Annotated in this window: 22 protein-coding genes; 9 read left to right on the top strand and 13 right to left on the bottom strand. The window is 47.3% G+C overall.

The window, feature by feature from the left end:
• Window positions 1-196: 196 nt before the first annotated feature.
• Both ACNFVB_RS02020 and ppx read right to left on the bottom strand, forming a co-directional pair.
• Entirely contained in the window at window positions 197-1,000 is an 804-nt protein-coding gene (locus ACNFVB_RS02020) for an acetyl-CoA carboxylase carboxyltransferase subunit alpha (protein WP_075102213.1), read from the bottom strand.
• A gap of 248 nt (window positions 1,001-1,248) precedes the next feature.
• Window positions 1,249-2,775, bottom strand: coding sequence for an exopolyphosphatase (ppx, locus tag ACNFVB_RS02015; RefSeq protein ID WP_430737916.1), 1,527 nt, complete (start codon window positions 2,773-2,775; stop codon window positions 1,249-1,251).
• A gap of 429 nt (window positions 2,776-3,204) precedes the next feature.
• Between ppx and ACNFVB_RS02010 the strand changes: the two genes are divergently transcribed.
• Window positions 3,205-3,612 (top strand): Mpo1-like protein, encoded by a 408-nt coding sequence (locus ACNFVB_RS02010; RefSeq protein WP_430737915.1) that lies wholly within the window; start codon window positions 3,205-3,207, stop codon window positions 3,610-3,612.
• Between the two features lie 108 nt (window positions 3,613-3,720).
• Here the strand turns inward: ACNFVB_RS02010 and hemL are convergent, their stop codons facing one another.
• Window positions 3,721-5,022 carry a glutamate-1-semialdehyde 2,1-aminomutase gene (gene hemL, locus ACNFVB_RS02005; protein WP_430737914.1) on the bottom strand — a complete coding sequence of 434 codons (1,302 nt, stop codon included), beginning with the start codon at window positions 5,020-5,022 and terminating at the stop codon, window positions 3,721-3,723.
• A gap of 72 nt (window positions 5,023-5,094) precedes the next feature.
• A complete protein-coding gene (locus ACNFVB_RS02000) occupies window positions 5,095-5,448 on the bottom strand; it encodes a zinc ribbon domain-containing protein YjdM (protein WP_430737913.1) in 354 nt (117 codons plus the stop codon).
• Between the two features lie 285 nt (window positions 5,449-5,733).
• Between ACNFVB_RS02000 and ACNFVB_RS01995 the strand changes: the two genes are divergently transcribed.
• The 5 genes from ACNFVB_RS01995 (at window position 5,734) to ACNFVB_RS01975 (ending at window position 10,606) form a co-directional block, all read left to right on the top strand.
• Entirely contained in the window at window positions 5,734-6,486 is a 753-nt protein-coding gene (locus ACNFVB_RS01995; protein WP_430737912.1) for a YgfZ/GcvT domain-containing protein, read from the top strand.
• 57 nt (window positions 6,487-6,543) lie between these two features.
• Window positions 6,544-7,872, top strand: coding sequence for a D-amino acid dehydrogenase (locus ACNFVB_RS01990; RefSeq protein WP_430737911.1), 1,329 nt, complete (start codon window positions 6,544-6,546; stop codon window positions 7,870-7,872).
• Window positions 7,873-8,401: 529 nt separating this feature from the next.
• Window positions 8,402-8,605: a CsbD family protein gene (locus ACNFVB_RS01985; RefSeq protein ID WP_192995850.1), complete on the top strand. Its 204-nt coding sequence runs from the start codon at window positions 8,402-8,404 to the stop codon at window positions 8,603-8,605.
• Between the two features lie 796 nt (window positions 8,606-9,401).
• Window positions 9,402-10,052, top strand: coding sequence for a hypothetical protein (locus ACNFVB_RS01980; RefSeq protein ID WP_430737910.1), 651 nt, complete (start codon window positions 9,402-9,404; stop codon window positions 10,050-10,052).
• 185 nt (window positions 10,053-10,237) lie between these two features.
• Window positions 10,238-10,606, top strand: coding sequence for a hypothetical protein (locus ACNFVB_RS01975; RefSeq protein WP_430737909.1), 369 nt, complete (start codon window positions 10,238-10,240; stop codon window positions 10,604-10,606).
• A gap of 28 nt (window positions 10,607-10,634) precedes the next feature.
• On the opposite strand, the gene ACNFVB_RS01970 is transcribed toward ACNFVB_RS01975, so the two are convergent.
• Both ACNFVB_RS01970 and ACNFVB_RS01965 read right to left on the bottom strand, forming a co-directional pair.
• On the bottom strand, window positions 10,635-10,946 hold the full coding sequence (locus tag ACNFVB_RS01970; RefSeq protein ID WP_430737908.1) for an NGG1p interacting factor NIF3: 312 nt from the start codon (window positions 10,944-10,946) through the stop codon (window positions 10,635-10,637).
• A gap of 51 nt (window positions 10,947-10,997) precedes the next feature.
• Complete coding sequence (locus ACNFVB_RS01965; protein WP_430737907.1) at window positions 10,998-11,630, bottom strand: DNA-3-methyladenine glycosylase; 633 nt, start codon at window positions 11,628-11,630, stop codon at window positions 10,998-11,000.
• 313 nt (window positions 11,631-11,943) lie between these two features.
• On the opposite strand from ACNFVB_RS01965, the gene ACNFVB_RS01960 reads away from it, so the two are divergent.
• Complete coding sequence (locus ACNFVB_RS01960) at window positions 11,944-12,735, top strand: metallophosphoesterase family protein (RefSeq protein WP_430737906.1); 792 nt, start codon at window positions 11,944-11,946, stop codon at window positions 12,733-12,735.
• 202 nt (window positions 12,736-12,937) lie between these two features.
• On the opposite strand, the gene purC is transcribed toward ACNFVB_RS01960, so the two are convergent.
• From purC to ACNFVB_RS01935, 5 genes are all read right to left on the bottom strand, one after another.
• A complete protein-coding gene (gene purC, locus ACNFVB_RS01955; RefSeq protein WP_192995856.1) occupies window positions 12,938-13,651 on the bottom strand; it encodes a phosphoribosylaminoimidazolesuccinocarboxamide synthase in 714 nt (237 codons plus the stop codon).
• Window positions 13,652-13,775: 124 nt separating this feature from the next.
• Window positions 13,776-14,090, bottom strand: a complete 315-nt coding sequence (locus tag ACNFVB_RS01950; RefSeq protein ID WP_227679979.1) for a hypothetical protein — start codon at window positions 14,088-14,090, stop codon at window positions 13,776-13,778.
• 108 nt (window positions 14,091-14,198) lie between these two features.
• The gene (gene dapA / locus ACNFVB_RS01945) at window positions 14,199-15,104 is read right to left on the bottom strand and encodes a 4-hydroxy-tetrahydrodipicolinate synthase (protein ID WP_105244623.1); all 906 of its coding nucleotides are present in this window, start codon (window positions 15,102-15,104) and stop codon (window positions 14,199-14,201) included.
• Window positions 15,105-15,561: 457 nt separating this feature from the next.
• Window positions 15,562-16,737 carry a hypothetical protein gene (locus ACNFVB_RS01940; protein WP_430737905.1) on the bottom strand — a complete coding sequence of 392 codons (1,176 nt, stop codon included), beginning with the start codon at window positions 16,735-16,737 and terminating at the stop codon, window positions 15,562-15,564.
• A 527-nt stretch (window positions 16,738-17,264) separates the two neighbouring features.
• On the bottom strand, window positions 17,265-18,680 hold the full coding sequence (locus tag ACNFVB_RS01935) for a Do family serine endopeptidase (RefSeq protein ID WP_430738452.1): 1,416 nt from the start codon (window positions 18,678-18,680) through the stop codon (window positions 17,265-17,267).
• A gap of 876 nt (window positions 18,681-19,556) precedes the next feature.
• Between ACNFVB_RS01935 and ACNFVB_RS01930 the strand changes: the two genes are divergently transcribed.
• Window positions 19,557-21,818, top strand: a complete 2,262-nt coding sequence (locus tag ACNFVB_RS01930) for a cation:proton antiporter (RefSeq protein WP_430737904.1) — start codon at window positions 19,557-19,559, stop codon at window positions 21,816-21,818.
• An 85-nt stretch (window positions 21,819-21,903) separates the two neighbouring features.
• On the opposite strand, the gene tmk is transcribed toward ACNFVB_RS01930, so the two are convergent.
• Entirely contained in the window at window positions 21,904-22,536 is a 633-nt protein-coding gene (gene tmk, locus ACNFVB_RS01925) for a dTMP kinase (protein WP_430738451.1), read from the bottom strand.
• 175 nt (window positions 22,537-22,711) lie between these two features.
• Window positions 22,712-24,019 (bottom strand): endolytic transglycosylase MltG, encoded by a 1,308-nt coding sequence (gene mltG, locus ACNFVB_RS01920; protein ID WP_430737903.1) that lies wholly within the window; start codon window positions 24,017-24,019, stop codon window positions 22,712-22,714.
• Between the two features lie 150 nt (window positions 24,020-24,169).
• On the opposite strand from mltG, the gene ACNFVB_RS01915 reads away from it, so the two are divergent.
• On the top strand, window positions 24,170-25,069 hold the full coding sequence (locus tag ACNFVB_RS01915) for a DNA adenine methylase (RefSeq protein WP_334220949.1): 900 nt from the start codon (window positions 24,170-24,172) through the stop codon (window positions 25,067-25,069).
• Window position 25,070: the final 1 nt, after the last annotated feature.

The following is a 25,070-nucleotide window of genomic DNA, read 5'->3' as shown; positions in this document are numbered from 1 at the left end:
ATTTTTTTTAAAGTGTTTAAATCGTAGTAGTTAAAAAGTAGCGGAGAATGTCTGAGCGCTTAGATGATTGGATAATTTATTGGCTCAAAATCTTATAGACCACCTCTTATAAATCACCTATGCATAAAAAAACGCGCCATACAATGACACGTTTTTATTTTAACACTTTTATTTTGCGATATGACTCATCAACAAATCAGCAAGGCAGCATCACTTCAGAGTCAAAGGATTTGAGCTTTTCATAACGCAGCGCGCAGCGGGTTTCAACATCCATCTCATTGAGCGCTTTTAATTGCTCAGTGAGCAAGGACTTTAGCGCATCCATGACAGGCTGCGGCTGTACGTGCGCGCCCTCACCTTCCTCAATGACCGCATCAATCAGACCCATTTGATGCAGGTTTACCGCATTTAGCTTTAACGCTTCACTGGCGTCTTGAGCTTTTTCGGCAGTCTTCCATAAGATAGAAGCGCAGCCTTCAGGTGAGATGACCGAGTAGATACTGTTTTGTAGCATATTGACCCTGTCACCCACGCCGATGGCCAGCGCACCGCCTGAGCCGCCTTCACCGATGATGGTCACTATGATAGGAACTTGTAGGCTAGAGAAGACCGCGATACTCTCCGCGATGGCCTGTGCTTGGCCGCGCTCTTCTGCGCCCACTCCTGGATACGCGCCTTGGGTATCGACAAAGGTCATCACCGGAATATTAAACCGCTCGGCCATTTTTACCAAACGAATGACCTTACGGTAGCCTTCGGGGTTGGCCATACCAAAGTTATGGGCGATACGCTCACGCGTACTACGGCCACGGTGCTGACCGATGACCATCACAGGCTGACCCTCAAAACGCGCCAGACCACCTACGATGGCCTTGTCATCGGCAAACGCGCGGTCGCCATGTAATTCATCAAACTCGGTAAACAGCTGATTGACATAGTCCATAAACAATGGACGCTTGGCGTGGCGTGCAAGCTGCACACTATCCCAGACAGTGCTCATAAATGCTTCCCTTTAATAATTATACTCAATAATGTTATCGGTTTTTGATAATAAAAGTACAGTTGTAAACTCAATAGAAGCTATAGTAGCACATCTTAAATGGCATGACATTATTGTCAAAGCGGCTTTTGTTACCTAGATCTGTAAACCATCTTACTAACGATAGGGCACATGCCACCGGTAAGGCGCATTCACACATCGATGGTGTCCGTCATCTGGCATAATAATGATGCTAGCTATCAAAACCATCAGGCCTCTATCACGCTAAGCTCGATACCCCATTTGGCAAACTGCTCAATCTCGGTATGCAAATCTGGCAACAAAAACGCATAGTGCTCGCTACTATCGGCAACCGTGATCTGCCAGCAGTGATCATCGACGACAGCGAGCTGTAATGCTGGTAGCTCATGGTCGCTGCGGCTGTGATGCGCCAATACTGCCAAACGCAGGAGCAAGCACAGATAGACCAACTGGTTGCCGCCGATGGTACAGGTCTGCTCCAACATATCGGCTTTTAGCTTACGGCGGTGATTGAGCATCAGCTGCGCCATGCGCTTTTGATCGACCTGTGAAAACCCTGGAATATCTGAGTGCTCAAGCAAATAAGCACTATGCTTATGGTAGCTACTGTGGCTGATCGCCAGCCCTATCTCGTGCAAAAACGCCGCCCGTCTGAGCAAATCGCCATCATCACTACTCAGACCCAGCGTGTCTTTGACTTGTTCAAATAAATGCCGACTGGTTTTGACCACTTGTTTGGCTTGTTTTTTGTCGCCTGAATAGCGTTTGATCAACGCCAGCACACTGCGGTCACGCACGTCCTCACTCGCAAAACGCCCTAACATATCATACATGACACCTTCGCGCAGCGCGCCGTCAGAATAGGCGATGGTTTCGATACCCAGCACTTTCATCACCGCGCGCAGGACCGCTACCCCCGCTGGAAACACCGCCTTTCGGTGCTCTTTGACACCTTCTAAATCGATATCGCCGACGTTGCCGATCTTTAGCAGCAGTTTTTCGAGTTTTTTCACCCCTTTATAGGTGATGCGCTCTTGCTCATCGGCCCAGCCCTTTGACACCAACACATTTCGCACCGCTTTGATGGTACCGCTTGAGCCGACCACACTACTCCAGCCGACTTTTTGGTAACGGCCATTGATCGCCAGTACTTCTTTACGTGCGCCTGCGATGGCATTGGTAAACGCGTCTTTGGTAATCTGCCCATCAGCAAAGTACTTTTGGGTAAAGGCCACGCAGCCCATCTGCAAGCTCTCCGTCAGTAGCGGGTCAAACTCTTGGCCGATGATAAACTCCGTCGAGCCACCACCAATATCGATGACCAAACGCTTATCACTACTGGCATTGGTATGTGAAACGCCCAAATAAATCAAACGCGCCTCTTCTCGTCCTGCGATAATCTCGATAGGCTTGGGCAAAATCTTATTGGCATGGCTGATAAAGTCATTGGCGTTTTTGGCTTGGCGCAAGGCGTTGGTGGCGACCACCCGAATACGCTCAGGCCGCACCGAATCCAAACGCGCCACAAAGCGGCTCAGACATTCAAGGCCGCGCTTTTCAGCCGCCGCGCTTAGGATGTTGTGCTCATCCAGCCCCGCGGCTAGCTGCACTTTTTCTGACATAGAGACGACTTTACGCACCTCCCCATGATCTAAACGAGCGATGGCTAAGTGAAAACTATTGGAGCCGATATCAATGGCGGCCATCATTTCATCGTCGGCGATTGGCGGGTTTGTAAAATAATCAATGGGCATAAGCGAAATCGTTACCATATTAGTGAGATAAAAGGTGCAGACATGGGCGGCGCTGGGTCAAACGGCTGGCTCAAGCAAAGCCAAGCTGTCAAACATCTTATAATAACCAAACTATAAAAACCACATGACAAAAACGAGCCATCAACATCAATGTAAGAGGCCAACAGACAGCAGTGACACAATTTTCGCCATTAAAGCATTTATGCCAAACACTGGCAAGTATAGTCGAATCCAGATAAATCAGATACATGGCTACCAATTCGCACAAATCAGCAGCAGTGGCCGGCAGATTATCTAAAACTTGTGTTACTCATGGGGCTTTGTTACATTAAAATGCATCAAAGGCCTCACTATCTGCTGGCCCATGCCGACTTAGCTTACTGGCCGCCAGCCATCATTTTATCATTCATTAGCAAGGAAGCTAACGTCATGAATCAAACAGCCACCCTCGATGTGATCAAAGCCGCCGATCATCGCTCTCATACTCAGGCAAAAAACGACGCCATCAAAACCGTCAGCCCAACCAAACAAAGCTTTTATGATTTTTATTTAGATGAGCATCAAAACATGGCTTGCCGCCGGTTGCACTTCGCAGGTAGTAGCTTTGGCTTACTGGGCCTCGCAAAGTCAGTCAAGTCGCGCTCGCCCGCCCCGCTACTCAAAGGTATCGCCGCAGGTTATGCCTGTGCCTGGGTCGGTCATTTTTTCTTTGAAAAAAACAAACCAGCGTCGTTTAAGTTTCCACTAAAAAGCTTTGTCAGCGACTTTCGTATGTACAGTGACGTACTGCGCGGCCGGCTGAGCCTAAAAGATGCTAAGTTTGATAAAATCAAATAAAGGCAGTACACCGCATTTATATCCAAAAAAAGGTCAGCATCATTTATGATACTGACCTTTTCAGAGCGCCCATTTTTAGAGCGTTCAAACCCATGCTAAAAACCACAATTACGCTGTTGCCATCTCAGCAAATATCTCGTCAGCGGCTTTGATTGAGGCATCGATGTCTGCATCGCTGTGCTTGATAGACATAAAGCCTGCTTCATATGCTGACGGCGCCAAGTAAATACCGCGATCTAACATACCATGGAAAAAGGTGTTAAAGGCTTCCATGTCACACTGCGTCACGTCATTGAAGTTTTGCGGTACAGTAGTGTCACGGTCTTTGACAAAAAACAAACCAAACATGCCGCCGACGTTATTGGTACGTAGATTGATACCATGTTTGTCCGCAGCTGCCTGAAAGCCGCCGATTAGCTTATCTACTTTGGCAGATAGCTCGTCATAAAAACCTGCGACTGTTAAGTCCTCAAACATCGCAATACCTGCACGCATGGCAAGTGGGTTACCCGATAGCGTACCCGCTTGATAAACGCCGCCTAGGGGGGCGATACAAGACATGATTTTCTCTTTTCCGCCAAATGCGCCTACTGGCAGGCCAGCGCCGATGATTTTGCCAAAGCAGGTCAAATCAGGGTCGATACCGAAATGTGCCTGCGCGCCGCCAAGACCGACACGAAAACCCGTCATCACTTCATCAAAAATCAGCACGGCGTCGTTGGCAGTACACTCCGCACGCAAGGTATCGTGAAACGCTTGCGTGGGCACGACCATATTCATGTTGCCAGCGATCGGCTCCAAGATGACACAAGCAATCTCATCACCCCACTTCTCAAAACAATCCTTAATCGCTTGCGGATCGTTATAAGGAATGGTGATGGTATGCTTGGCAAAATCCGCTGGCACGCCTTTTGAGGTTGGCTCGCCGATATCGAGCATTCCTGAGCCTGCTTTGACCAATAAGCTGTCTGAATGGCCATGGTAGCAGCCTTCGAACTTAACGATTTTGTCACGTCCCGTATAGCCACGCGCCAAACGGATGGCGCTCATGGTCGCCTCCGTGCCTGAGTTGGTCATGCGAATCATCTCAACGCTTGGCACGATCTCGCAGATCTTATCGGCAACGGTGGTTTCAAATGGGGTTGGTGTACCAAAGCTCAGACCATCATCCGCTGCTTTTTTGACCGCATCGATCACCTTTGGATGAGCATGACCCAGAATCATCGGCCCCCACGAGCCAACATAATCGATATAGCCATTGTCTTCGGTATCATAGATTTTGCTGCCGCTGGCACGGTGTATAAAAATCGGCGTACCACCCACTCCAGCAAAGGCACGGACAGGTGAATTGACACCGCCTGGGATATGTTTGCGCGCTTGCGCAAATAGTTGTTCGTTTTTAGTACTCATAAATATTCTCTATTATTGTAGTAAAGGTAATGGTGACATAAGCCATCTTTAGTCTGTTGGCTTGCAGGCGTTTTATGCCTTTTTTACCACCGAGGACTTTAGCTTCATCGGCCCATAGCCATCGAGCTTACAGTCGATATCATGACCATCGCTCGCGTCTGGTAGCAAGCGAATGCTTTTGGCCTTGGTGCCTACCTTGATGATGAGTGAGGAGCCTTTAACTTTTAAATCTTTGATGACGGTCACCGCGTCGCCATCTTGTAGCTCGTTGCCGACGGCATCGCGGATGACAGCGCCTTGAGCTTCGGCTGCTGCGGCCTCAGTTTCCGCGGCTGTCCATTCATGGGCACACATGGGACATACCAGCAACGCACCATCTTCGTACGTGTATTCAGCATCACATTTTGGACAATTTGGTAAGCTCATCGTTTCCTCGGCAGCCAGCAATATTTAAGTGTATTGTAGAGCTAACATTGTACCGTAACTCGCCATCTTTAACCAATTTGTACGGTTGAAAAATGGTCGCTATACCCAACTTATACCGTAACCATTGGCGAGGCACTGTTGTTTTTTACGGCGGTACTTTTTGTGGTACTCTTCTTAATCTCATCTGGTTTTTATAGGCGCGTATTTGGTCAAAGGAGTCTGATACCAGCCCTTACTTATTATGCGCAAACCCTGCTAATCAGCGCTCAAAAAAGGATAATAACAATGACTCAATCTACCGATATATCGACTCTGCCGCAGTTTTCTCAAGTGACGCTCCAAGGCGAGGATGCCGAAAAATTCTTGCAAAATCAGCTGACCATTGATGTCACCAAACTCGGACTCAGCTATCAAGCTGCTGCCATTAGCAACCTAAAGGGCCGCATCGAGTTTGGCATTTGGATCAAAAAACAAGCCGAAAATCACTTTGATATCGTCATCAGCGCTGATTGTACCGACAGCTTACAAGCCCATCTTAAAAAGTACGGCGCATTTTCGAAGTTTGAGACCAGCGCTCCAGCCGCCATCTATCCTTGTGTGCTCGCTGATGAGCCGACTTTTAGTCACAAAAACGAGCATCATACGATAGAAGAGGCCAATGCATGGGCGCTGCAAAGTATCGCCACTGGCAACTACTGGATCGTCGCGGCGACACAAGGGCAGTTTCAGCCGCAAGAGCTACGCCTGCATCAGCGCGGCGGCATGGACTATGATAAAGGCTGCTACTTGGGTCAAGAGGTCATCGCCCGTATTTATTTTAAATCAGCGCCAAAGGCGTTTTTGCACTATGTCAGTGGCACAGGCGAGATGCCAGCAGCCGGCGACAAACTCGGTAAGATTCAGGTGGTCAACGCCATTGCTAGCAATAACGGCTTTGAGGCATTAGTCGTTGCCCGTCCAGAACATTTAGCCGACAGCGAGCTGACAGTGTTGGCATTGCCACCAGCACTGCAAGCAGATGTAGCCCGCCAACCATAGCACAAAACATCTCACAGCCATAACAGCACTTTTTTTAAAAACGCAGCAGAGCAATCTATGACACATATCGCGGTACTCGGGGCAGGCGTGGTGGGTGTGACCACCGCATGGTATCTTCGCCAAGCAGGCTATGACGTGACCGTCATCGAGCGTGAATCAGCAGCAGGAATGCAGACCTCGTTTGCCAATGGCGGGCAGATATCAGTCTCACACGCCACCCCTTGGGCCAATCCTGCAACCCCAAAAAAAGCACTAAAGTGGCTAGGTAAAGAAGACGCACCGCTGCTGTATCGCCTGCGAGCGGACAAGGCGCAGCTCAGATGGGCGCTACAGTTTTTGCAAGAGTGCCGCGCGGACAGAGCGGATGCCAATCTGGTACAGATGGTCCGATTGGGGCTGTTTTCACGAGAGGCTTTGCAGCAGCTACGCGCGGATATCGGTATCGAGTATGAGCAGCAAACGCGCGGCATCATGCATTTTTATACCGACCAAGCAGAGTTTGAGGCAGCCATTGCTCCGACCGAGCGTATGCAAGCGCTAGGCTGTGAGCGCCATATCATCGATATTCGTACTGCGGTCAGCTTAGAGCCTGCGCTCTACCCCATCGCTCATAAGCTCACAGGCGCAACCTATACTAGCCGTGATGAGTCGGGGAACGCCCATCTATTTACTCAGCGCTTGGCTGCGCGCTGCCTCAAAGCAGGCGTACAGTTTTTATATGATACTGATATCCTCGCCATCAACCTCGATACCCAAACGTCGCAGCCGCACGTGCATAGCCTCACCCTTCGGCCCAAAGACGAAAATGCCCAGACCTTTAGCGCCGATAGCTATGTGCTGGCGCTTGGTAGCCATAGCGTCGCCCTGATGAAACCGCTTGATGTACAGCTGCCTATCTTCCCTGCCAAAGGCTACTCAGCCACTTATCAAGTCAATCCTCGCGCTCCGCATCTAGCGCCATTTGTCAGCCTAATCGATGATGAGTTTAAACTGGTGGCATCGCGCCTCGGTGACAAGCTACGGGTCGCGGGCACCGCCGAATTCAACGGCTACAATCTGGATCTAAATCCCACTCGCTGCGCGGCCATCACTCGCCGTGTACAGCAGTTATTTCCAAAAGGCATCATTGCAAGCTCTGTACAATATTGGACAGGGCTGCGGCCAATGACCCCATCAAACGTACCGCTGATAGGCCGCGCGCACAAAGGCCATGTCCGTCACGGTAGTCACAATACAGCGGCGAGTTTTGATAATTTATGGCTCAACACGGGGCATGGTACACTTGGCTGGACCCACGCTTGTGGTTCGGCAAAAGCTATTAGTCTGTTAATACAGGGCAAAACTCCATCCGTCGATTTTGACTTTGTCGGTGTGACTACTGCATAAAAGCTGCCGAGCACTTTCGCAAAATAAATACCCGTAGCACGTAGCATATAGTATCTTGCATACCAGCTTTATTTCGGATTGACTATATTTAGTGGCTAATATGTTTAATGGCTAATATTTAGTCCCTAATCTTGCTGATAAGTTTTTATCCACTTCCGTTTTTGCGATATCGTTTTTACGGTACTTTGTTAAAAAACCTGCCTTTTATTACACAAAGATGCCACTTCTAACACAGGCACGTAGATTTCTATAATGGTGCAACACTCTAAACACTGCCTATACAGACAAGGCTATTATGAGCGCCTATATTAGATATCACCAGTTGGCTCACGCTTGATTGCCAATGCAAGTTAAATGTTGGTAACAATCAGCAGCCACTGAGTGATACGGTATAAAAAGACAGATTGAACGCATGTCTTATAACTTAGTATTCTAAAACTTAATATCTTAAAGCTTAGTCTTTAGACAAAACTTAGCTTTTAGAATCAGTCCCAACAATAAATTCGATCATAATAAAAGGAATATAACAATGAATGAACATACGCTAAAAGGTGAATGGAACCAAATGAAAGGTGCGGTTAAACAAAAATGGGCAGAGCTCACCGATGATGACCTCACTCATATCGAAGGCAGCCGCGACAAGCTAGTAGGCCGTGTACAAGAGCGTTATGGCCATGCCAAAGACCATGCAGAGCGCGAAGTAGACGAATGGCGTCGCCAAAATAATTACTAACAGTAACTACTAATTGTACTCACTGAGCTAGTTTTCTTTACTCACTCACAGTGACCAATTCAATCACTTGCTGTTAAGTAAATGAATGATAAATAGTAGAGAATAAAAAAGACCGCATGAGAGTGTGCGGTCTTTTTTTGTATCAAACGAGCAGATACAATAAAACCGCATAGCAATGAATTGTTATGCGGTTTTATTGTTAACCATCCATGTTACCTATCACGGTTGCGTCATGTGCATCCTTGCACGCTATTCAACATAGTGTGATACTGGGCATCCTGCCCTTTTCTACGACTAACAGCAATCACTGCTGTTGTCAGCAAAGAAAATGTGTCCTTACTTCAGTTCTCACTATCATCCTGATGCTGATTACTGAATCATTATCCTTAATGCGGTCAACTCAATCCTTGAGTCACATTCCCTAATGCCGTGTGACTATAATGCCCAATCTATAATGTGATGTTAAGTCGCGTAAGCGTCATTGCGTGTAAGCATATACTTACATAAGCACTTCTGCACTCATTTTTATCCATGCAAACTATTGATAATTATCCATTTTATTTTATAAAAGCAACCGCCTACTTCGAAAAATCATACGGCAATAAAGATAGATTGGCGATAAACTTCTCTGCATCCTGCACATTAGTCACCCAAAGTAGCCGATGCTTACGCAAATATTTGCAAAGTTTACAACTTATTAACAGCCAAGACACGCAGTAATGAGATTAGCGTCCTACTATGGTTATGTAAGCAAATATTTCAAAAAGAAGAAATATCCCCTATAGGAGAAAACATTGTGAAAATATTAAGACCTTCGTCTTTATCAGCGGTGGTCACCTCTGGTCTTGCTATCGCATTACTGAGTGTCTCTACCGTCGGTTGCACGGTCGCTGCGCCTGGATACGGTTATGATTATCCCATCTACGGCGGAGATGGTGATTATGACCGTGTCAGTTATAAGCGCGTCAGTCAGCAGCTACGCAATAACTTGCGCCGTAAAGGCTATCAAGTAATGGATATTAGAGCGGACAGTCATCGAGGCCGCCGTGCGCTCATTGCTTATGCCAAAAAGAACAACCAAGCATATGAGCTAAAATATAGCTATCCTGATCTGCGCTTGATCGGCTCAAACAAAAAATCTTGGTCCAATATTTGGGACGACGAAGATCATCATAAGAACGATAAATATAAGAATCATGGTAAGTACAATAAGCACTATAAAGGTGATGACGTCGAGGATCGTATCAAACAAGAGTCACGCTACCCTGCCATCAAACAACGGGCGTTCAGAAAGATTGGCGCCATGGGTTACCGCGTCAAAGACATTGAGCTGGAAGAAAAAAACAATCGTGGAGTGTTTGAGATTGAGGCAAAACGCGGCTCCCAAGAGTACGAAATATTGCTTGGCTATCCCAACCTAAACGTCATCAAAATAGAAAAAGACTAATTTTGATGAGATAGTGCACGTCTTATCGATTATTCTTGTTTGTCTGTGCGTTATTCGCGCGACTTTTTATTAAGTTTTGGCATCGTTGTGGTCTTGATGCCTCTGGTCAAATAAGCCAGCCCTTGGTTTGTTTGGCCATTTTTTATAAACCGACTCATCACATTTTGACCCCATAAGAGGTTTTTATGCAAATCACTACTTTTGTAAAGCCCACTGCAGTGACTGCTATGGTTGCTGCCTTGGTACTGACGACTGGCTGCGTCACCGCGCCTGGCTACAATGCCTATGGCGATCTATATGAAGACGTTTATAAAGACACCAAGCTGTATAAGAAGCACAAAAAAACGCTGAAAAATATCGATAAAGAGCTGTATCAGCCTGCAATCGAGCAGCGCGCTGCCAATAAAGTCAGCAGCATGGGGTACCGTGTCAAAGAGGTAAAATACAAGAAAGGCGACCACAAAATAAAGGTAAAAGCCAGACGCGGCGGCGAAGACTATAAGATCGAGCTTGATTACCCAAGCTATCAGGTGATTAAAATAAAAGAAGATTGAACTACTATTAGCCCTCCTGCTTCATCTCTTACCAGTCAAGTACTTCGATAACATCATAAGCAGGCGTCTCATAAGGGTGCGCCTGCTTTAACGCACCAATGACCTGCTCGATGTTTTCTTTTGCCACCACCATCTCGACGCGCCACTCGGTTACTTTTCCTAGTCTATCTTGCGCCCCGATATGCGGATGACTACCTGCCAAAGGCTTAAACTGCCCTGTACCTTGCACTTGCCAGCAGCACGCTTCATAATTGCCAATCTTACCGCCGCCCGCGGCAAACAGCGCTGACTTTACCGACTCGAGCGCCTCATCAGGGATAAAAACGGTTAATTTATACATAGACTACCTCCTTCGAGCTTATTTAAAAAAACTACCATAGCTATAAATTTACTATTTTTTAGATAACGACGGATGATCAGTCCATATATAGCGTAGCAGCCAGTCCTTGGCGTCGCCTGCATAGTCGATGCCGATACGCGGGCGCAATGACACTGGCGGCTGACAGCCATCGTCTTCGACCCAAACGTCAGATGCTGAGGCAATAGGCTTGCCATATAAATCGCGATCAATCTGCAAGCGCTTGGTCAGTTTACCTGGCCCTGCAAACTGTTTGGGATCTGTCCGCTGCTTACTGGGACGCCATTGCTGCTCGTCTGTGAGGCAGTCACTGTCGTCGGTCACAAACCCTGCTCGTATCAGCACAGACTCGGGCGACTGGGCAGCGCCGCTGACTAAGTTGAGCATGTGATGGATGCCATAAGTCAGATAAACATAAAACACGCCACCTGGCTCATACATAATCTTGGTACGTGAAGTGCGCGTGCCAGCATGAGCGTGGCAAGCTGGATCTGCTGCCCCAATATAGCCTTCGGTCTCCGAGATGCGCATACGTAGGATTTTTTCTGTGCCGTCACTATCTATCAGCCGCCTGCACAGCACCTTACCTATCAAATCAGCGGCGACCACACAGGTGGGACGCGTAAACCAGTCAGGCTCCAAAATGGTCGATGAAGCAGTAGACATTAGCGAAACCTTTTCTTATTTTTATGTTCTAATTGATATGTGTAAGTACTAACAAATTAGCATAAAAGTAAGACAAGGTATGGAGTACAGTGTTGGCGCTATGTTTGATTTTTTATACGAGCTAAACTACTAGCCCGTGCCTAAAGGATGTTATTGGTTGATAAATGGATATGAATTATAGTCTGTTATAAGTGGTTCCATTATAGCAGTCTATTTTAAGTGGTCTGTTAATTGATTAAGAGGTCTGTTTTGCTAGTTCCCTTGGGGTATACTCGAATATTCTTAAAAAAACTTTTTAAAGGAAAGAATTGTAATGTCGTATTCCAAAGGTGCTAAGCCGATAATTACTATAGCTGCCATTTCAGATATACACAGTAATGTTTTCGCTCTCGAAGCTGTACTAAAAGATATTAGACAAAGAAATGCTACACAAATTGTCAACCTTGGAGATATTCTATACGGTCCAATTGCGCCTAAAGCCACTTATGAACTATTAATGAAACATCAAAAAGATATTATTACTATTCGTGGCAATCAAGACAGGCAGATTTATGAAGCTACGACGGCTGATATTGATAGCAACCCAACTCTACAGTTTATTGTAGAGGACTTACCCAATGAGGCTATTCAATGGATGAAGGCTTTGCCTTTCGACTATGAGTTAGATGGAAATGTTTATCTATGCCACGGCTCACCAACTGATGACATGGTGTATCTATTAGAAAATGTAGAAACTGGTCAGCCAATAGTTCGTAGCGATTCAGATATTTTGAGCATACTTAACGATATTGATAAGCCTATTATTATATGCGGTCATACTCACACCCCACGTATGGTAAAGTTATCGACAGGTCAAATTGTAATTAATACTGGGAGTGTGGGCTACCCTGCCTATACTGATGATTTGCCTGTTGTCCACAAAATGCAAAATTACTCTCCTGATGCAAGCTATGCTCTTGTAACAGGTATTGAAACCGAGCAAGGAAAACAGTGGAAAGTTGAACATATCAAAGTTCCTTACGATTTTGAAGCGGCAGCTAAACTGGCTTTAAAAAACGATCGCAAAGATTGGGAGTTTGCATTAAAAACTGGACGAGCTTTGTAAGTACAGTAAATTAAAAATACCCTCAAAAATCCCACTGCATGTACACCATTGAGTACACTGCTGTTACCTCAACAACTCGAACTATCGCTACCACTAGCCCAGAGCCTAGTGTTCAAGTCCTCACTAGGGAACCATTATAAATATAATGACATAAAAAACTGAGCACACGGCTCAGTCTTTTATAACGGTCTAAAAAAATCGCTTAGCTTAATGGGACGCCAATGCGGTTGGCCACTTCTTCGTATGCTTCGATCACATCACCCAATGACTGACGGAAACGGTCTTTATCCAGTTTTTTCTTGGTGGTTTTATCCCAAATACGGCAGCCATCGGGTGAGAACTCATCACCCAAGACGATACGGTCGTGGAATACGCCAAACTCTAGTTTAAAATCCACTAGGATTAAATCACCAGCGGCAAACAGCGCTTTTAGTACGTCATTGACTTGATAGGTCAGCTCTTGCATTTTTGCCAACTGCTCTTGGGTCGCCCAACCAAGAGACACGGCCAGTGACTCATTTACCATAGGATCACCCAGCGCATCGTCTTTATAAAAGAGCTCATAAGTAGGCGGCGTCAGTGCTTGCCCTTCTTCTAAGCCCAAACGGCGCACCAAACTGCCGGCGGCAAAGTTACGCACCACGCACTCTACTGGAATCATATCCAGACGCTTGACCAACACTTCGTCTTCTGACAGCTGCTTTTCAAAGTGGGTTTCGATACCCGCGTCTGCCAGTTTTTGCATGATAAACGCATTAAAGCGGTTATTAACGACGCCCTTGCGTGCTAATTGCTCGATACGCTTACCATCCAGCGCTGAGGTATCATCACGGAAGTGCAAAATCAGAAGATCGTTGTCTTCTGTTTCATATACAGATTTGGCCTTACCTTTGTACAGCAGTTGTTGCTTTTGCATTATGGGAGTTCCTGTTCGTTCAAGCTTATGTGGTAAAAACGCGCAGTTACCGCTTTGATTTGGCCCAATCGATCACATACAATCGGCAAGACAAAAACTCAGCGGTATAAGTAAAGAAATAAAATTAGTTTGAAGGCGTGCTAACCGTACGCTGAGGCTTTGGCAGTTGATACTGACTGCCTGAGTCATTTTTTAGTGTTAGGGTGTTTGTACCAGCGTTAGGCGTAGGATATAAAGGGACAAAAGGTGCAGGCTCTTTATTTGCTGGCAACTCAATCGGTGCCAGTTTTTTGCTTTGTTGGTATTCCAAACTACCATTGTCGCGTTTGCCCAGTACGTTTTTGATACTTTGGCAACCGCTCAATACGAAGGTGCTGCCCAAAACGACGGTTAGCAGCGCAGGGATTATCTTTGTGATCGTCGATGATGTTTTCATCATGTTATCTCTCTGAGTTAGCAATTATTGCTCGATGATACTATGGCTCTAGGCTCTATAATGCTATTGCTTGATGACAATGGTGCTCGATCATACGATAGCTCGATATTACTATAGTAAGTTGGCACGCACCAAAGCTTCATCGATAGTGGCATGATGCTTTTGTGCCAGCCATACCAACGGCAAGCGAATCCCTTTGTCGATCATACCCATTTTGTGCAGGGCATATTTGGCAGGAATCGGGCTTGACTCGATAAACAGATCACGATGCAAATGCTTGACCACATCATGAGCTTTGTCAGCAGCAGCAAAGTCGCCACGCAGACCAGCGGCAAAGGTCTCACTCATGGCTTTTGGTGCGACGTTGGCTGTCACGGAGATATTGCCTTTACCGCCGACTTTCATCAAATCAAGCGCGGTGCCATCATCACCAGATAGCACCACCATTTTATCACCCACAGCTTTGATCAGCTGCTCACCGCGGCCCACTGAGCCTGTAGCGTCTTTGATGGCGACGATATTGTCGATATCACATAAGCGCTCGACGGTCTCTTGGGCGATATCGACGACGGTGCGTCCTGGCACGTTATAGAGCATCTGCGGAATGTTGACCGCCTCGGCGATGGTCTTGTAATGCTGAAACAACCCTTCTTGCGGCGGCTTATTATAATAAGGCGCAACGAGCAAGGCGCAATCTGCACCAGCGTCGGCAGCATCTTGAGTCAGCTTGATGGCTTCCATGGTGTTGTTGGCGCCTGTGCCCGCAATCACTGGTACGCGACCTTTGACATGCTGCACAAAATAACGAATCACATCACTATGCTCTTGCATTGATAGCGTTGCTGACTCGCCGGTGGTACCAACGGCCACCAGACAATGCGTGCCTTGCTCAATCTGCCAATCTATGAGGTCTGCCAGACGTTTATAATCGACCGTGCCGTCAGGATGCATGGGCGTTACCAAGGCTACCATTGAGCCTTGTAGTCGGGTTTTAATCTCGTCGTATGCTGTGCTCATAACCGTGCCTTACTGTATTATCCTAGCTTTTATCAAAGCTATCACATGATAGGTCGTTTGCAAATGCCAGTGTGCGCCTCTACTCTACCTATCGTTATATAGGCAAAAATAGACACTCATGGTATTACGTGCGATGTTTTATCTTACGTACTGTCGTACTGTGGAAATGCTGGTGTACACCAAGCACTTGCGATATAAATGCGTCTGTCTGATTTTAAAATATAATCATTAAAACATGATCATAAAAAACGCCTGCTAGTGTAGCATATTTTGATTTGACCGCTATCAATCAATTGAGATTACATCTACGTCGCTAATCAATAAACTGCTCACCGCCGCTCACCCATGACCTACATCAAAAGTGCTACCCGTCATTAATGAGTCACCATTTGGTGGCTTATTAATGACTGATTAGTGTAGCGCAATGCAGCAGCGCTGATAAGTGTTTTACAAAATATTAACGAATCGTCAACACATCGATAGTGGGCCGATACAAGCGAAACGGCAGACCACGCGTGCCAATACCGCTACTGACAAATATCTGGGCACTGGCATGTTGGTATAAACCGCGCTGCTTACCCATACGACTATTGCCAAGCATACCCTTGTGGCCACTGTGCTGGATGTCTTGTTGCTTTTGCGCCTGCCATATGTTTTTTTGTGTGCCTTTTGCTGCCCCTGTGATCAATAACGGCCGTGGTTGTGGCGATTTTGGCAAGTCGCGGATACTATCAAACCGTGAGGCCAGAATAATCACCGGCTGACGCGCGTGGGTGATTTTTGTCCCAAGTTTGGCTTTGTCAGCACTGTTTTGCTCATCGATTGCGCCACATTGTACAGGGAAATCTTGCCAACCACACAGCACAGCTACAGGCGCATCTGATGCGTGCGCCGCTAAGCGTTGGGGCTCTTTTGTATTATCAAAACGACTGGCAGATATCGGCATGGCGGCGCATCTGAGCGGCAACGAAGTACACTGCTGACCAATGTAGCTGATATCAAGCACATCAAATGCGCAGGCCAAAGTGTCTTCTAATAATGGCTGGCCTTGTTTGGTAGTGTTGAGCGACTGATAACGCAAGTCTGAGCTACTCATCACTGTATAGACCGGTTTGTTGACCCCTTTAAACAGCATCAACTGCCCGACCAAATCGGCACTAGGATAATACAGCCAATCACCGGTAATCAAAACCGCATCCACTGCCAAGTCATTGATGGTCGCGACCAGCTTACGAATATGGCGCGGCTTGCCACTATATAACCCAATGCGCAGGTCTGCCAATACAGCCACCGTCAATGGTGCTGACAAACCCAAATCGACAGCATGGTGCTCAAGGCGCAAACAATTGGGCTGAATGATAACGGTATAAAAATAGAGCAGCATAGCCGCCACCGCGCTGAGGAGCACCGGCCACGCTAGGGCAAATAGACCTTCCATCCAGCCTGTCAGTAGAAGCAGCGCCCAAACAGGCATGGTGTACGCGGCATAATACAGTATGAGCTTGCCCCAGATACGCAAAAACCTTTTGGTCGGATTGGCATTGAACGTCTGTAATCCTGACCATAATAGAATATACGCAAGCAATGCGGCTGCTATAGAGATATTTAGCGTATAAAGTGCGTGGTCAGTCATAATTACCTAGCGGTTATGGATAAAGGTGGAACAATCGAGCAGTGGCTTTTGAGCAGCACTTAGCCATCATTGCTTATCAGTCAATGCTTATTTAGCAGGGGCTACAACGCCTTATCAACTGGGCCGACCACGTAGGGCTGACAAGACGCAGATCATAAAATAATAGCTGGCAAACCCTAGCGATTAGACAGCGCCTGCCACAGCCGAACGTGCGACCAGCCAGCATCGCCCAAACGATATGTGGCGAGTCGGATAAAAAATCAGCCATTATAGAGGCCGAGCTCTATGATAGACAAGCACAATTGTAAACCCATGTATTCACTTGACCTATCTTGCGTGCCGTACTGATGGTACTTGCCGAGACGTCTCTAATGAACCATAGGATTGAAGCATAGGATTGATCGACCCGCTCATCATTCTGCTGGCTGCTTCATTATACTGACAGCCTATGTCAATCATTGCCCTATTTATTCAGTTTTGTCCAGTCAGATGCTCGCATTGCGTGACGACTCCTGTATGACACAAGGCTACTCGATACGCAGACCGATGATACCCGGAACACCTTGACGAATGACCTCAATGGTCACCACGCCTTTTTTTGGTAACGTTGAGATGGCACTGGAAAAATCAGTGACTTTTTTAATCGGCTTTTGGTGAAAATTGGTGATCACATCGCCTGCCATGATGCCTGAGCGCGCCGCCAGGCCTGTGGGGTCGACTGTGGTGACTAAGATGCCGGTTTTGTTGTCAACTGCCAGCTCTGCTTGCTCATCGGCGGTCAAGTCACGTAAGCGCAGCCCAAGCTGTATATCATTGTCTTGCTGATCGCCGCTTTGTGCTCGTACATCATTGGGCGCATGGGCCAGCGTGCCACGCGCGATCATCCGTTTACCATCGCGCTGAATCTGCACATGAAACGCGTCGTTGGGCTTGGCACGGTTGAGTAAATTCAACAAATCCGAGGCGCGCATGATTTGCGCATCATTATACTGCAAAATAATATCGCCAGGTTTTAGCCCTGCTTTTTGAGCGGGCGAATCTGGCGATACGCGAGTCAGCAACGCCCCTTGCGGACGCGCCAAGTTATACGCTTCTGCCAAGTTGCGATCGATGTCTTGTGGATAGATACCCAGATAAGCACGGGCGACTTCACCATTGGTTTTTAGCTGCTCGTAGATATCCATCGCCGCATCAATCGGGATAGAAAACGACAGCCCCATATAGCCACCTGTACCACTAAAGATACGCGAGTTGATACCGATGACCTCGCCGCGCTGGTTAAACAGTGGGCCACCTGAGTTTCCTGGGTTTAGTGCCACGTCGGTTTGGATAAACGGCACACTGGTATCGCGTGAAAAATTGCGCGATTTGGCGCTGACGATACCAGCCGAGGCTGAATAATCAAAACCAAAGGGCGAGCCAATCGCCAGTACAGGCTCCCCAACTTTTAAACCATTTGAGTCGCCGATCGGTAACGCGGGAAACTGCTTACCACTGACCTTTAGTACTGCCACATCCGAGCGCTCATCGCTACCGACTAAGGTGGCATCCAGCTCTGTCCTGTCGTTGAGCGTGACGGTGATTTTGTCCGCGCCTTCGACCACATGATGATTGGTCAACATATAGCCATTTGTAGTGACAAAAAACGCGGTGCCGTAGGCATGCTCAATCGCTGGGGTCGCGGCTTGATCCGGAATACGCAGACGATCACCAAAAAACTGCCTGAGCAGCTCTGCCGTTTGGGCCTTAGCAAGCTCCGCCTCACTGACGGTTTTGGTCACATTGACACGCGCCACCGCTGGGGTGACCTGCTGTACCAAATCCGAAAAATCCGCCGTGGTGACGGCAGCATGCGCGCTTGGCATCGCCGTGGTATATACCCCTGCCAGCATCGCTGTGCTCATGGCAAGCGCTAAAGTGCTGCGCTGTAGCCAATGGCGCATACGAGGTTTGGCTGGCGCTGTAGACATATTGATAGGCATCGTGTCCTCCATATGAGTGATCATTATTATTGTCAGTGGCCGTGCTGTTGTCCCTGATTTCAATCCCTTTTTGTTATGCAATAGGTTACTGGTTTTTTTGCTGCAATACCATTGGCCGTCAGTATCTTTATATCATTATCTTTATAGTAGCGACAGGCCATCGGTACGACAAAGATGGCGACAAAAAGGCAGCTACTGTATGATAAATCAAAGCGCTGGCCTATATTATCTGCATAAGACCAGTATCTTTTAGCGCCACATCATGATCTGCTGCGGCGCTAACGCTGCCAGATATGGCCGGTTATCACGCAATAGTCAGTCACACGGCAACTAGCAGCGATGAAATAAAATCATGTTATGATAGCAAGCCAAATAACTTTATAAACAAACAAAAGTCAATTAAAAACATTGATTGGATTGACCTTGCGTTTATCAACTTGGCTCGTATCGCCCTTATTTTCCATCTTTTGCATGACTAGAGGCGTTTATACCTTATCTCAACCTTGTCAATAACTCAAAGCCGCCTATCAGCTACTAAGTAGGCCATATGAGTCATATAAACCGGCCAACTGAGTACATGACTGGAGTAGGTTTGATGACACGGATTGACTGTTGGATTTGGTATTTTTATCTAGGAATGCTTTTGTCTTTATTACTTTATAGTATATATCACATCTGGCTCATGTTTGGATGCATGATGGCTATCTGCTGATGGCCTTGCTACTAAAAAGCTTGCGACCGTTTGCGACATCGATACACACTGCCGATGGCAGGCAGCGCGGTCGCCCAAGTAATGGATAGATATAACATATGACAAGATTACAAAAGGATTAATGTATGGATACCGCCCTATTACTATCTGGCGTGGTTGGGATTGGCATCGCCGCCCAATGGCTGGCTTGGTATTTAAAGCAACCGTCCATTTTATTTTTATTATTGATAGGTATCATCGTCGGGCCGGTTTTGGGTATTTTTGACCCTGATTTGGTGCTCGGTGAGCTGATGTTCCCCTTTATCTCTTTGGGGGTGGCGATTATTCTATTTGAAGGCTCGCTGACGCTAGAGTTTGATGAAATCAAGCAACACGGCACCGTCGTACAAATGCTGGTCTCGGTCGGCGTACTGATCACCATTGCTATCGTGGCGTTATCGACGTATTTATTATTTGATGTCGATCCACTGATTGCCCTGCTATTCGGGGCCTTGGTCTGTGTCACAGGCCCGACAGTCATCATGCCGCTACTGCGTAGTGTACGCCCCAATAAGACCATCTCCAATATCCTCAAATGGGAAGGCATCATCATCGACCCGATCGGTGCTATCGCGGTGGTATTGGTCTATGAGTACATCATCTCAGGCGGCGAAGCCAGCAGTATCTTATTGTTTGCCAAGATTGTGGTACTAGCGACAGCGCTTGGGATGGCAGGCGCTTGGCTGCTTGCATTCCTCATGCGTCGTCATATGATTCCTGAGTTTTTGCGCAATGTCTTTACCCTAGCCTTTGTGCTGGTGCTGTTTTCAGTATCGAACCATTTAGAGCACGAGTCTGGTCTATTGACGGTGACGGTATTGGGTGTGGCGCTGGCCAACTGGCCCAAATTCCCGCGCGAGACGATTTTGGAGTTTAATGAATCCTTAACCATCTTGCTCATCTCTGTGCTATTTATTATTTTGGCCGCCCGTGTTGAGCTGGCAAGCTTGCTAAGTGTTGGGTTTGCAGGATTGGTGCTGCTGGCTATCGTCATGTTTGTGGCTCGGCCTTTGTCTGTCTGGGCATCGGCCATCGGCTCAAACCTTAAGACCAATGAAAAGCTGATGATCAGCTGGATTGGGCCGCGTGGTATCGTCGCTGCTGCTATCTCATCTTTGTTTGCTATCCGCTTACAAGAGTATGATATCCAAGGCGTCGAGCTGCTAGTGCCACTGGTATTTATAGTCATCATCGGCACGGTATTGATCCAAGGCTTGGGTGCCAAAATGGTCGGCAACTTGCTGGGCGTGCGTGAGCCTGAAACCAATGGCATATTGGTGGTCGGCTCAAACCCTGTCGCACTTCTTATCGCCACCTCACTCAAGGACCAAGGTTTTGATGTCATCGTCGCTCACAACAACTACACCAATATTGCTCGCGCCCGCATGAGTGGCCTACGTACTTACTTTGGCAACCCCATCTCAGACCACGCCGACCATCATCTGGATTTGATTGGTATCGGCCGTCTGTTTGCCATGAGTATGGATAAGGAGATGAACACCTTATCTGAGATTCATTATCGTCACGAGTTTGGTGAGCGTAAGCTATATCGTCTTAAGTTTAGTGACGAAAAAGTCAAAAGCGAGCGCGACGATAAGCAGTCAAACTTCCATTCACAGTGGCTGTTTGGCAAAGACGTCACCTATACCAAGCTCGCCAGTATGCTGTCCAAAAAGGCACGTATCAAAATCACCAACATCACTGACAGCTATAGCTTTGAGCAATATAAGGCCGATAATAAACAATTTGTGCCGCTCTATACCGTCGACAAAGAAGGCAAGCTCCACGTCATCACCGACAAGTTTGATGGGACGGTGCCACGCGATCGCAAACTTATCTCCTTGGTGGTGGACGATGAGGTACAGCCAAAGCCAGTCGATGTAACGCCAAAGCAAGAGCAAGCGCGTATGGCGGCGGATGCCAACTTTGAATCCAGCTCCAAAGCGCCTGAAAAACGCAAAGAAAAAGAGCTGAACGAAGAAAGTACTGACGCTACCGAGCCTGTGAGCGTAACGGGCGCAGACAAAGTCGCTGGCGATATAACCGCCGAGCAAAATACTGAGCAAAATGCGCCGACGCACATGCCAAAAGACGCAAGCAGTAGCTTGGATACAGTCGCAAACGCCGCCGCGACGCCAGACCGCTCAGCAGCTCAAGTAAAAAACGACAATGCTGATACTGCCAGCTCAGCTACAGTCGCCAAGACAAAGGCAGCTAATAACAGCAATACCAATGGCAATGGTCATGCGCCTAAGACCAAAAAAGGCTCGCTGGATCCCAATCGCTTCCCTGATGCCGGTCAAGATACTGCAACCGACACGGACAGCCGCAAAGACCCTGACGCATAACTGAGCTATAACTGGCGCATCACCAGACAAGCAACCATAGAAAAACCCCCAACCGACGTTGGGGGTTTTTTCTACGACGCCGTTTTTATATTAGCTCCAGCCTCTTTTGTACCGCCTGCCAGATGCGTGCACCAACCTCCTCGGCGCTGCCCGACGCCTCAATGCGCTGTATGCGCTCAGGATACTGGCGCGCAAGCGTGTCAAACCCCTCATACACCCGCGCAAAAAACGCATCCGCTTGCTGCTCAAAGCGATCGGCGGCGCTGCGCTTGCCAGCACGCCGCATCCCCTCAGCGACTGGTAAATCTAACCACAACGTCAGCTCAGGCAACTGCGGTACAAACTGGGCAATCAGCATATCAATCTTTGCGCGCACTGACTCATCACCATGGGCGCGGCCAAATCCTTGATAAGCCACGGTTGAGTCGGTAAAACGATCACATATTACCCACCTGCCAGCTTGTAGCGCGGGCAAAATCACTTGCTGCATATGATCGCAGCGCGCAGCAAACATCAACAGTAGCTCAGTGTCGTCATTTATGTCGGTCGCAGGGTCTAGGAGTATCTGGCGCAGATGCTCAGCAAATGGGCTGCCACCAGGCTCGCGGGTACGCAGATAGTCGATACCACGGCTATCTAAACGTGTGCATAGCTGCTCGATTGCTGTGGTTTTACCCACGCCCTCAGTGCCTTCAAAACTGATAAAGCGACCTTGTATTATCTGATTATCAGTAGTGTCTTGCACCAGATTGGTGTCGGCATTGGCAGGTATAGATACAGACATGAGATGACCTTGTGTCATGATTAAGCGCTATGAGGTGACATAGCGCTCGATAAATAGATGTATGGTTTCAAAAAGAGCATCACGTAACGGAAATTATCGCTAACGGGTATTACTGCGGCGGTGTTTGTGCTTTCTTTTCGCGCATGACGCTTAGGTAATCTCTTACCGCTTGATTGTGCTCAGCCAAGCTATTGGTAAATTTGTGCCCGCCATTACCGGTTGCCACAAAATATAGCGCCTCGCTATCTGCTGGATGCAAGGTCGCCTCGATAGAAGCGGCTGATGGCAGGGCGATGGGCGTTGGCGGCAACCCATCGATTTGATAGGTGTTATATGACGTTTTTTCATCAATGTCTTTACGGCGAATATTACCATCATAACGGCTGCCCATACCATAGATGATGGTTGGGTCTGTTTGCAGGCGCATGCCCTTATCCAAACGGTTTTTAAACACTGCCGATACCAACGGACGCTCATCAGCGATGCTGGTTTCTTTTTCGATAATAGAAGCCATGACCAGTGCCTGATAAGGCGTCTGATACGGCAGGTTCGGCGCACGGCTTTCCCACGCATCAAACAGTGCTTGCTGCTGACGCTTATACAGATCCGTTAGTACCTGCTTATCGGTTGAGCCTTCACCATAATAGTAAGTGTCTGGCGCAAACCAGCCCTCAAGGTTGTGATTGACGATGGGGTCGTTGCTACTGATTACCGCCTCTGGCAAGATACCGACCAGGTCAAGCCCCTGAGCGATGCTGGCATTACTCGCGGGACGGGTACTGTCCTCACTGTCTAGCAATACTTCTTTTTTGATGCCTGGGTTGTCACGTAAAGTCTGATAAAGGTCGCTTGCGGTCTTGCCTTCGATGATCTGTATCTTGACCATGGCAGCTTTTGCGCCTTGCTCTAGTATCTGTAGTGCCTCGGCGATGGTTGGATTTTCAGGCAGCTGATAGATACCAGCGTGCAGCGGCGCATCGACTTGCGACTTGATATAAAGCTTGGCCACACTGGCAGAAAACAGCGGAATCTGCTGTTGCCACTGTGGCAATAGCCCATAGTAAGTCTGACCCTGCTCAATCATCACCATCTGCGCTGGCTGCTCGATACGGCCAAACAGCGTCTGATAAACCATCACCAAAAAAAACACGGCGATCAGCCCCAGCACCAGTAACACCTGATAGCCCCGCTGCATAAAAAACGACGGATTGTCGACTTTGTAAGTGCGCGGTTTGCCCTCGCCGCTGATGAGCGATATATCTGTCGCAGGGGTATCTGCTACGTTGGTGGCTGACGGCTCTACAGGCGTGTCATCCGTACGCGGCTTGTCAGCATTGGACGATGCAGCATGGTCTTGCTGGTTTTCTGGTGTATCATTGGGACGTTCGGGCGGCGACTCAGGTGTTGGTGTGCTCATGACAACTCGCGGGGCAGAAGTTTGCTAGAATTTAGCACTGAACTGTGTGATTTTCAATGGGATTTGTTTAGCTTGTCGACTAATGAGCTAAAACTGTTATAATTTCGCGCTCAATATAGAAGTACACTTTAAGTGAAAAGGTTATAGGCAATGGCAAAACCATTTATCAAATGGGCAGGTGGCAAAAGTCAGTTATTACCTGAAATTACTGAACGTTTACCTCAGTATATAAAAGATGGTGCACCATATATCTATGTTGAGCCTTTCAGTGGTAGCGCAGCATTTGCCTTATACCTTCTGGATAGCGACTATCCACCCTCTGCTGTCATCTTAAACGATGTAAACGAAGATCTTGTTAACCTTTACCAAGTTGTAAAGTCTTATCCTCAAGAATTGTTAACATACCTAAAAGCCATTCAAATAGAATATGACAAGCTAGAAGATAAAGAGGCAAAGCAGCCTTATTACTATGCAAAACGTGAAGCTTTTAATACCCGCAGTGCTGACCCTGTCGAGCATGCTGGACTGTTTATCTTTTTGAATCGAGCAGGCTTTAACGGTCTATATCGCGTCAATAGTAAAAATAAGTTTAATGTGCCTATTGGTAGCTATAAAAAGCCTAACTTTGTCTTTGAAGATACTATATTACAAGCCTCGAACCTGCTCAGTAATGTAGAGATATATAATGGCAGTTATGATGATACTCTGATTTATCTGGAGCAATCAAATCAGCAAAACTTGCCTGTTTTTTTCTACCTTGATCCACCGTATAAGCCACTAAGTGACTCATCAAGCTTTACTTCTTATGCAAAGGATAGCTTTGATGATGATGATCAAGAAAAACTGAAGTTTTTCTGTGATGTGTTAGATCAAAAAAGCTATCAATGGCTATTGAGCAACTCTGATACGACTAACCTTGATCCTGAAAATAAGTTCTTTGATGACCTATATTCAAATTATAAAATTGAAAGGGTCAAGGCGAGCCGTAGCATCAATTCAAGAGGCTCAAAGCGTGGGCAGATTAATGAACTACTAATTAGGAATTATTAAA

This window comes from Psychrobacter sp. VH5, from assembly GCF_050572635.1.
Taxonomy (GTDB): domain Bacteria; phylum Pseudomonadota; class Gammaproteobacteria; order Pseudomonadales; family Moraxellaceae; genus Psychrobacter; species Psychrobacter celer.
Note: the sequence above shows the minus strand (reverse complement) of the source record. Positions and strands in the feature narration are given on the sequence as shown.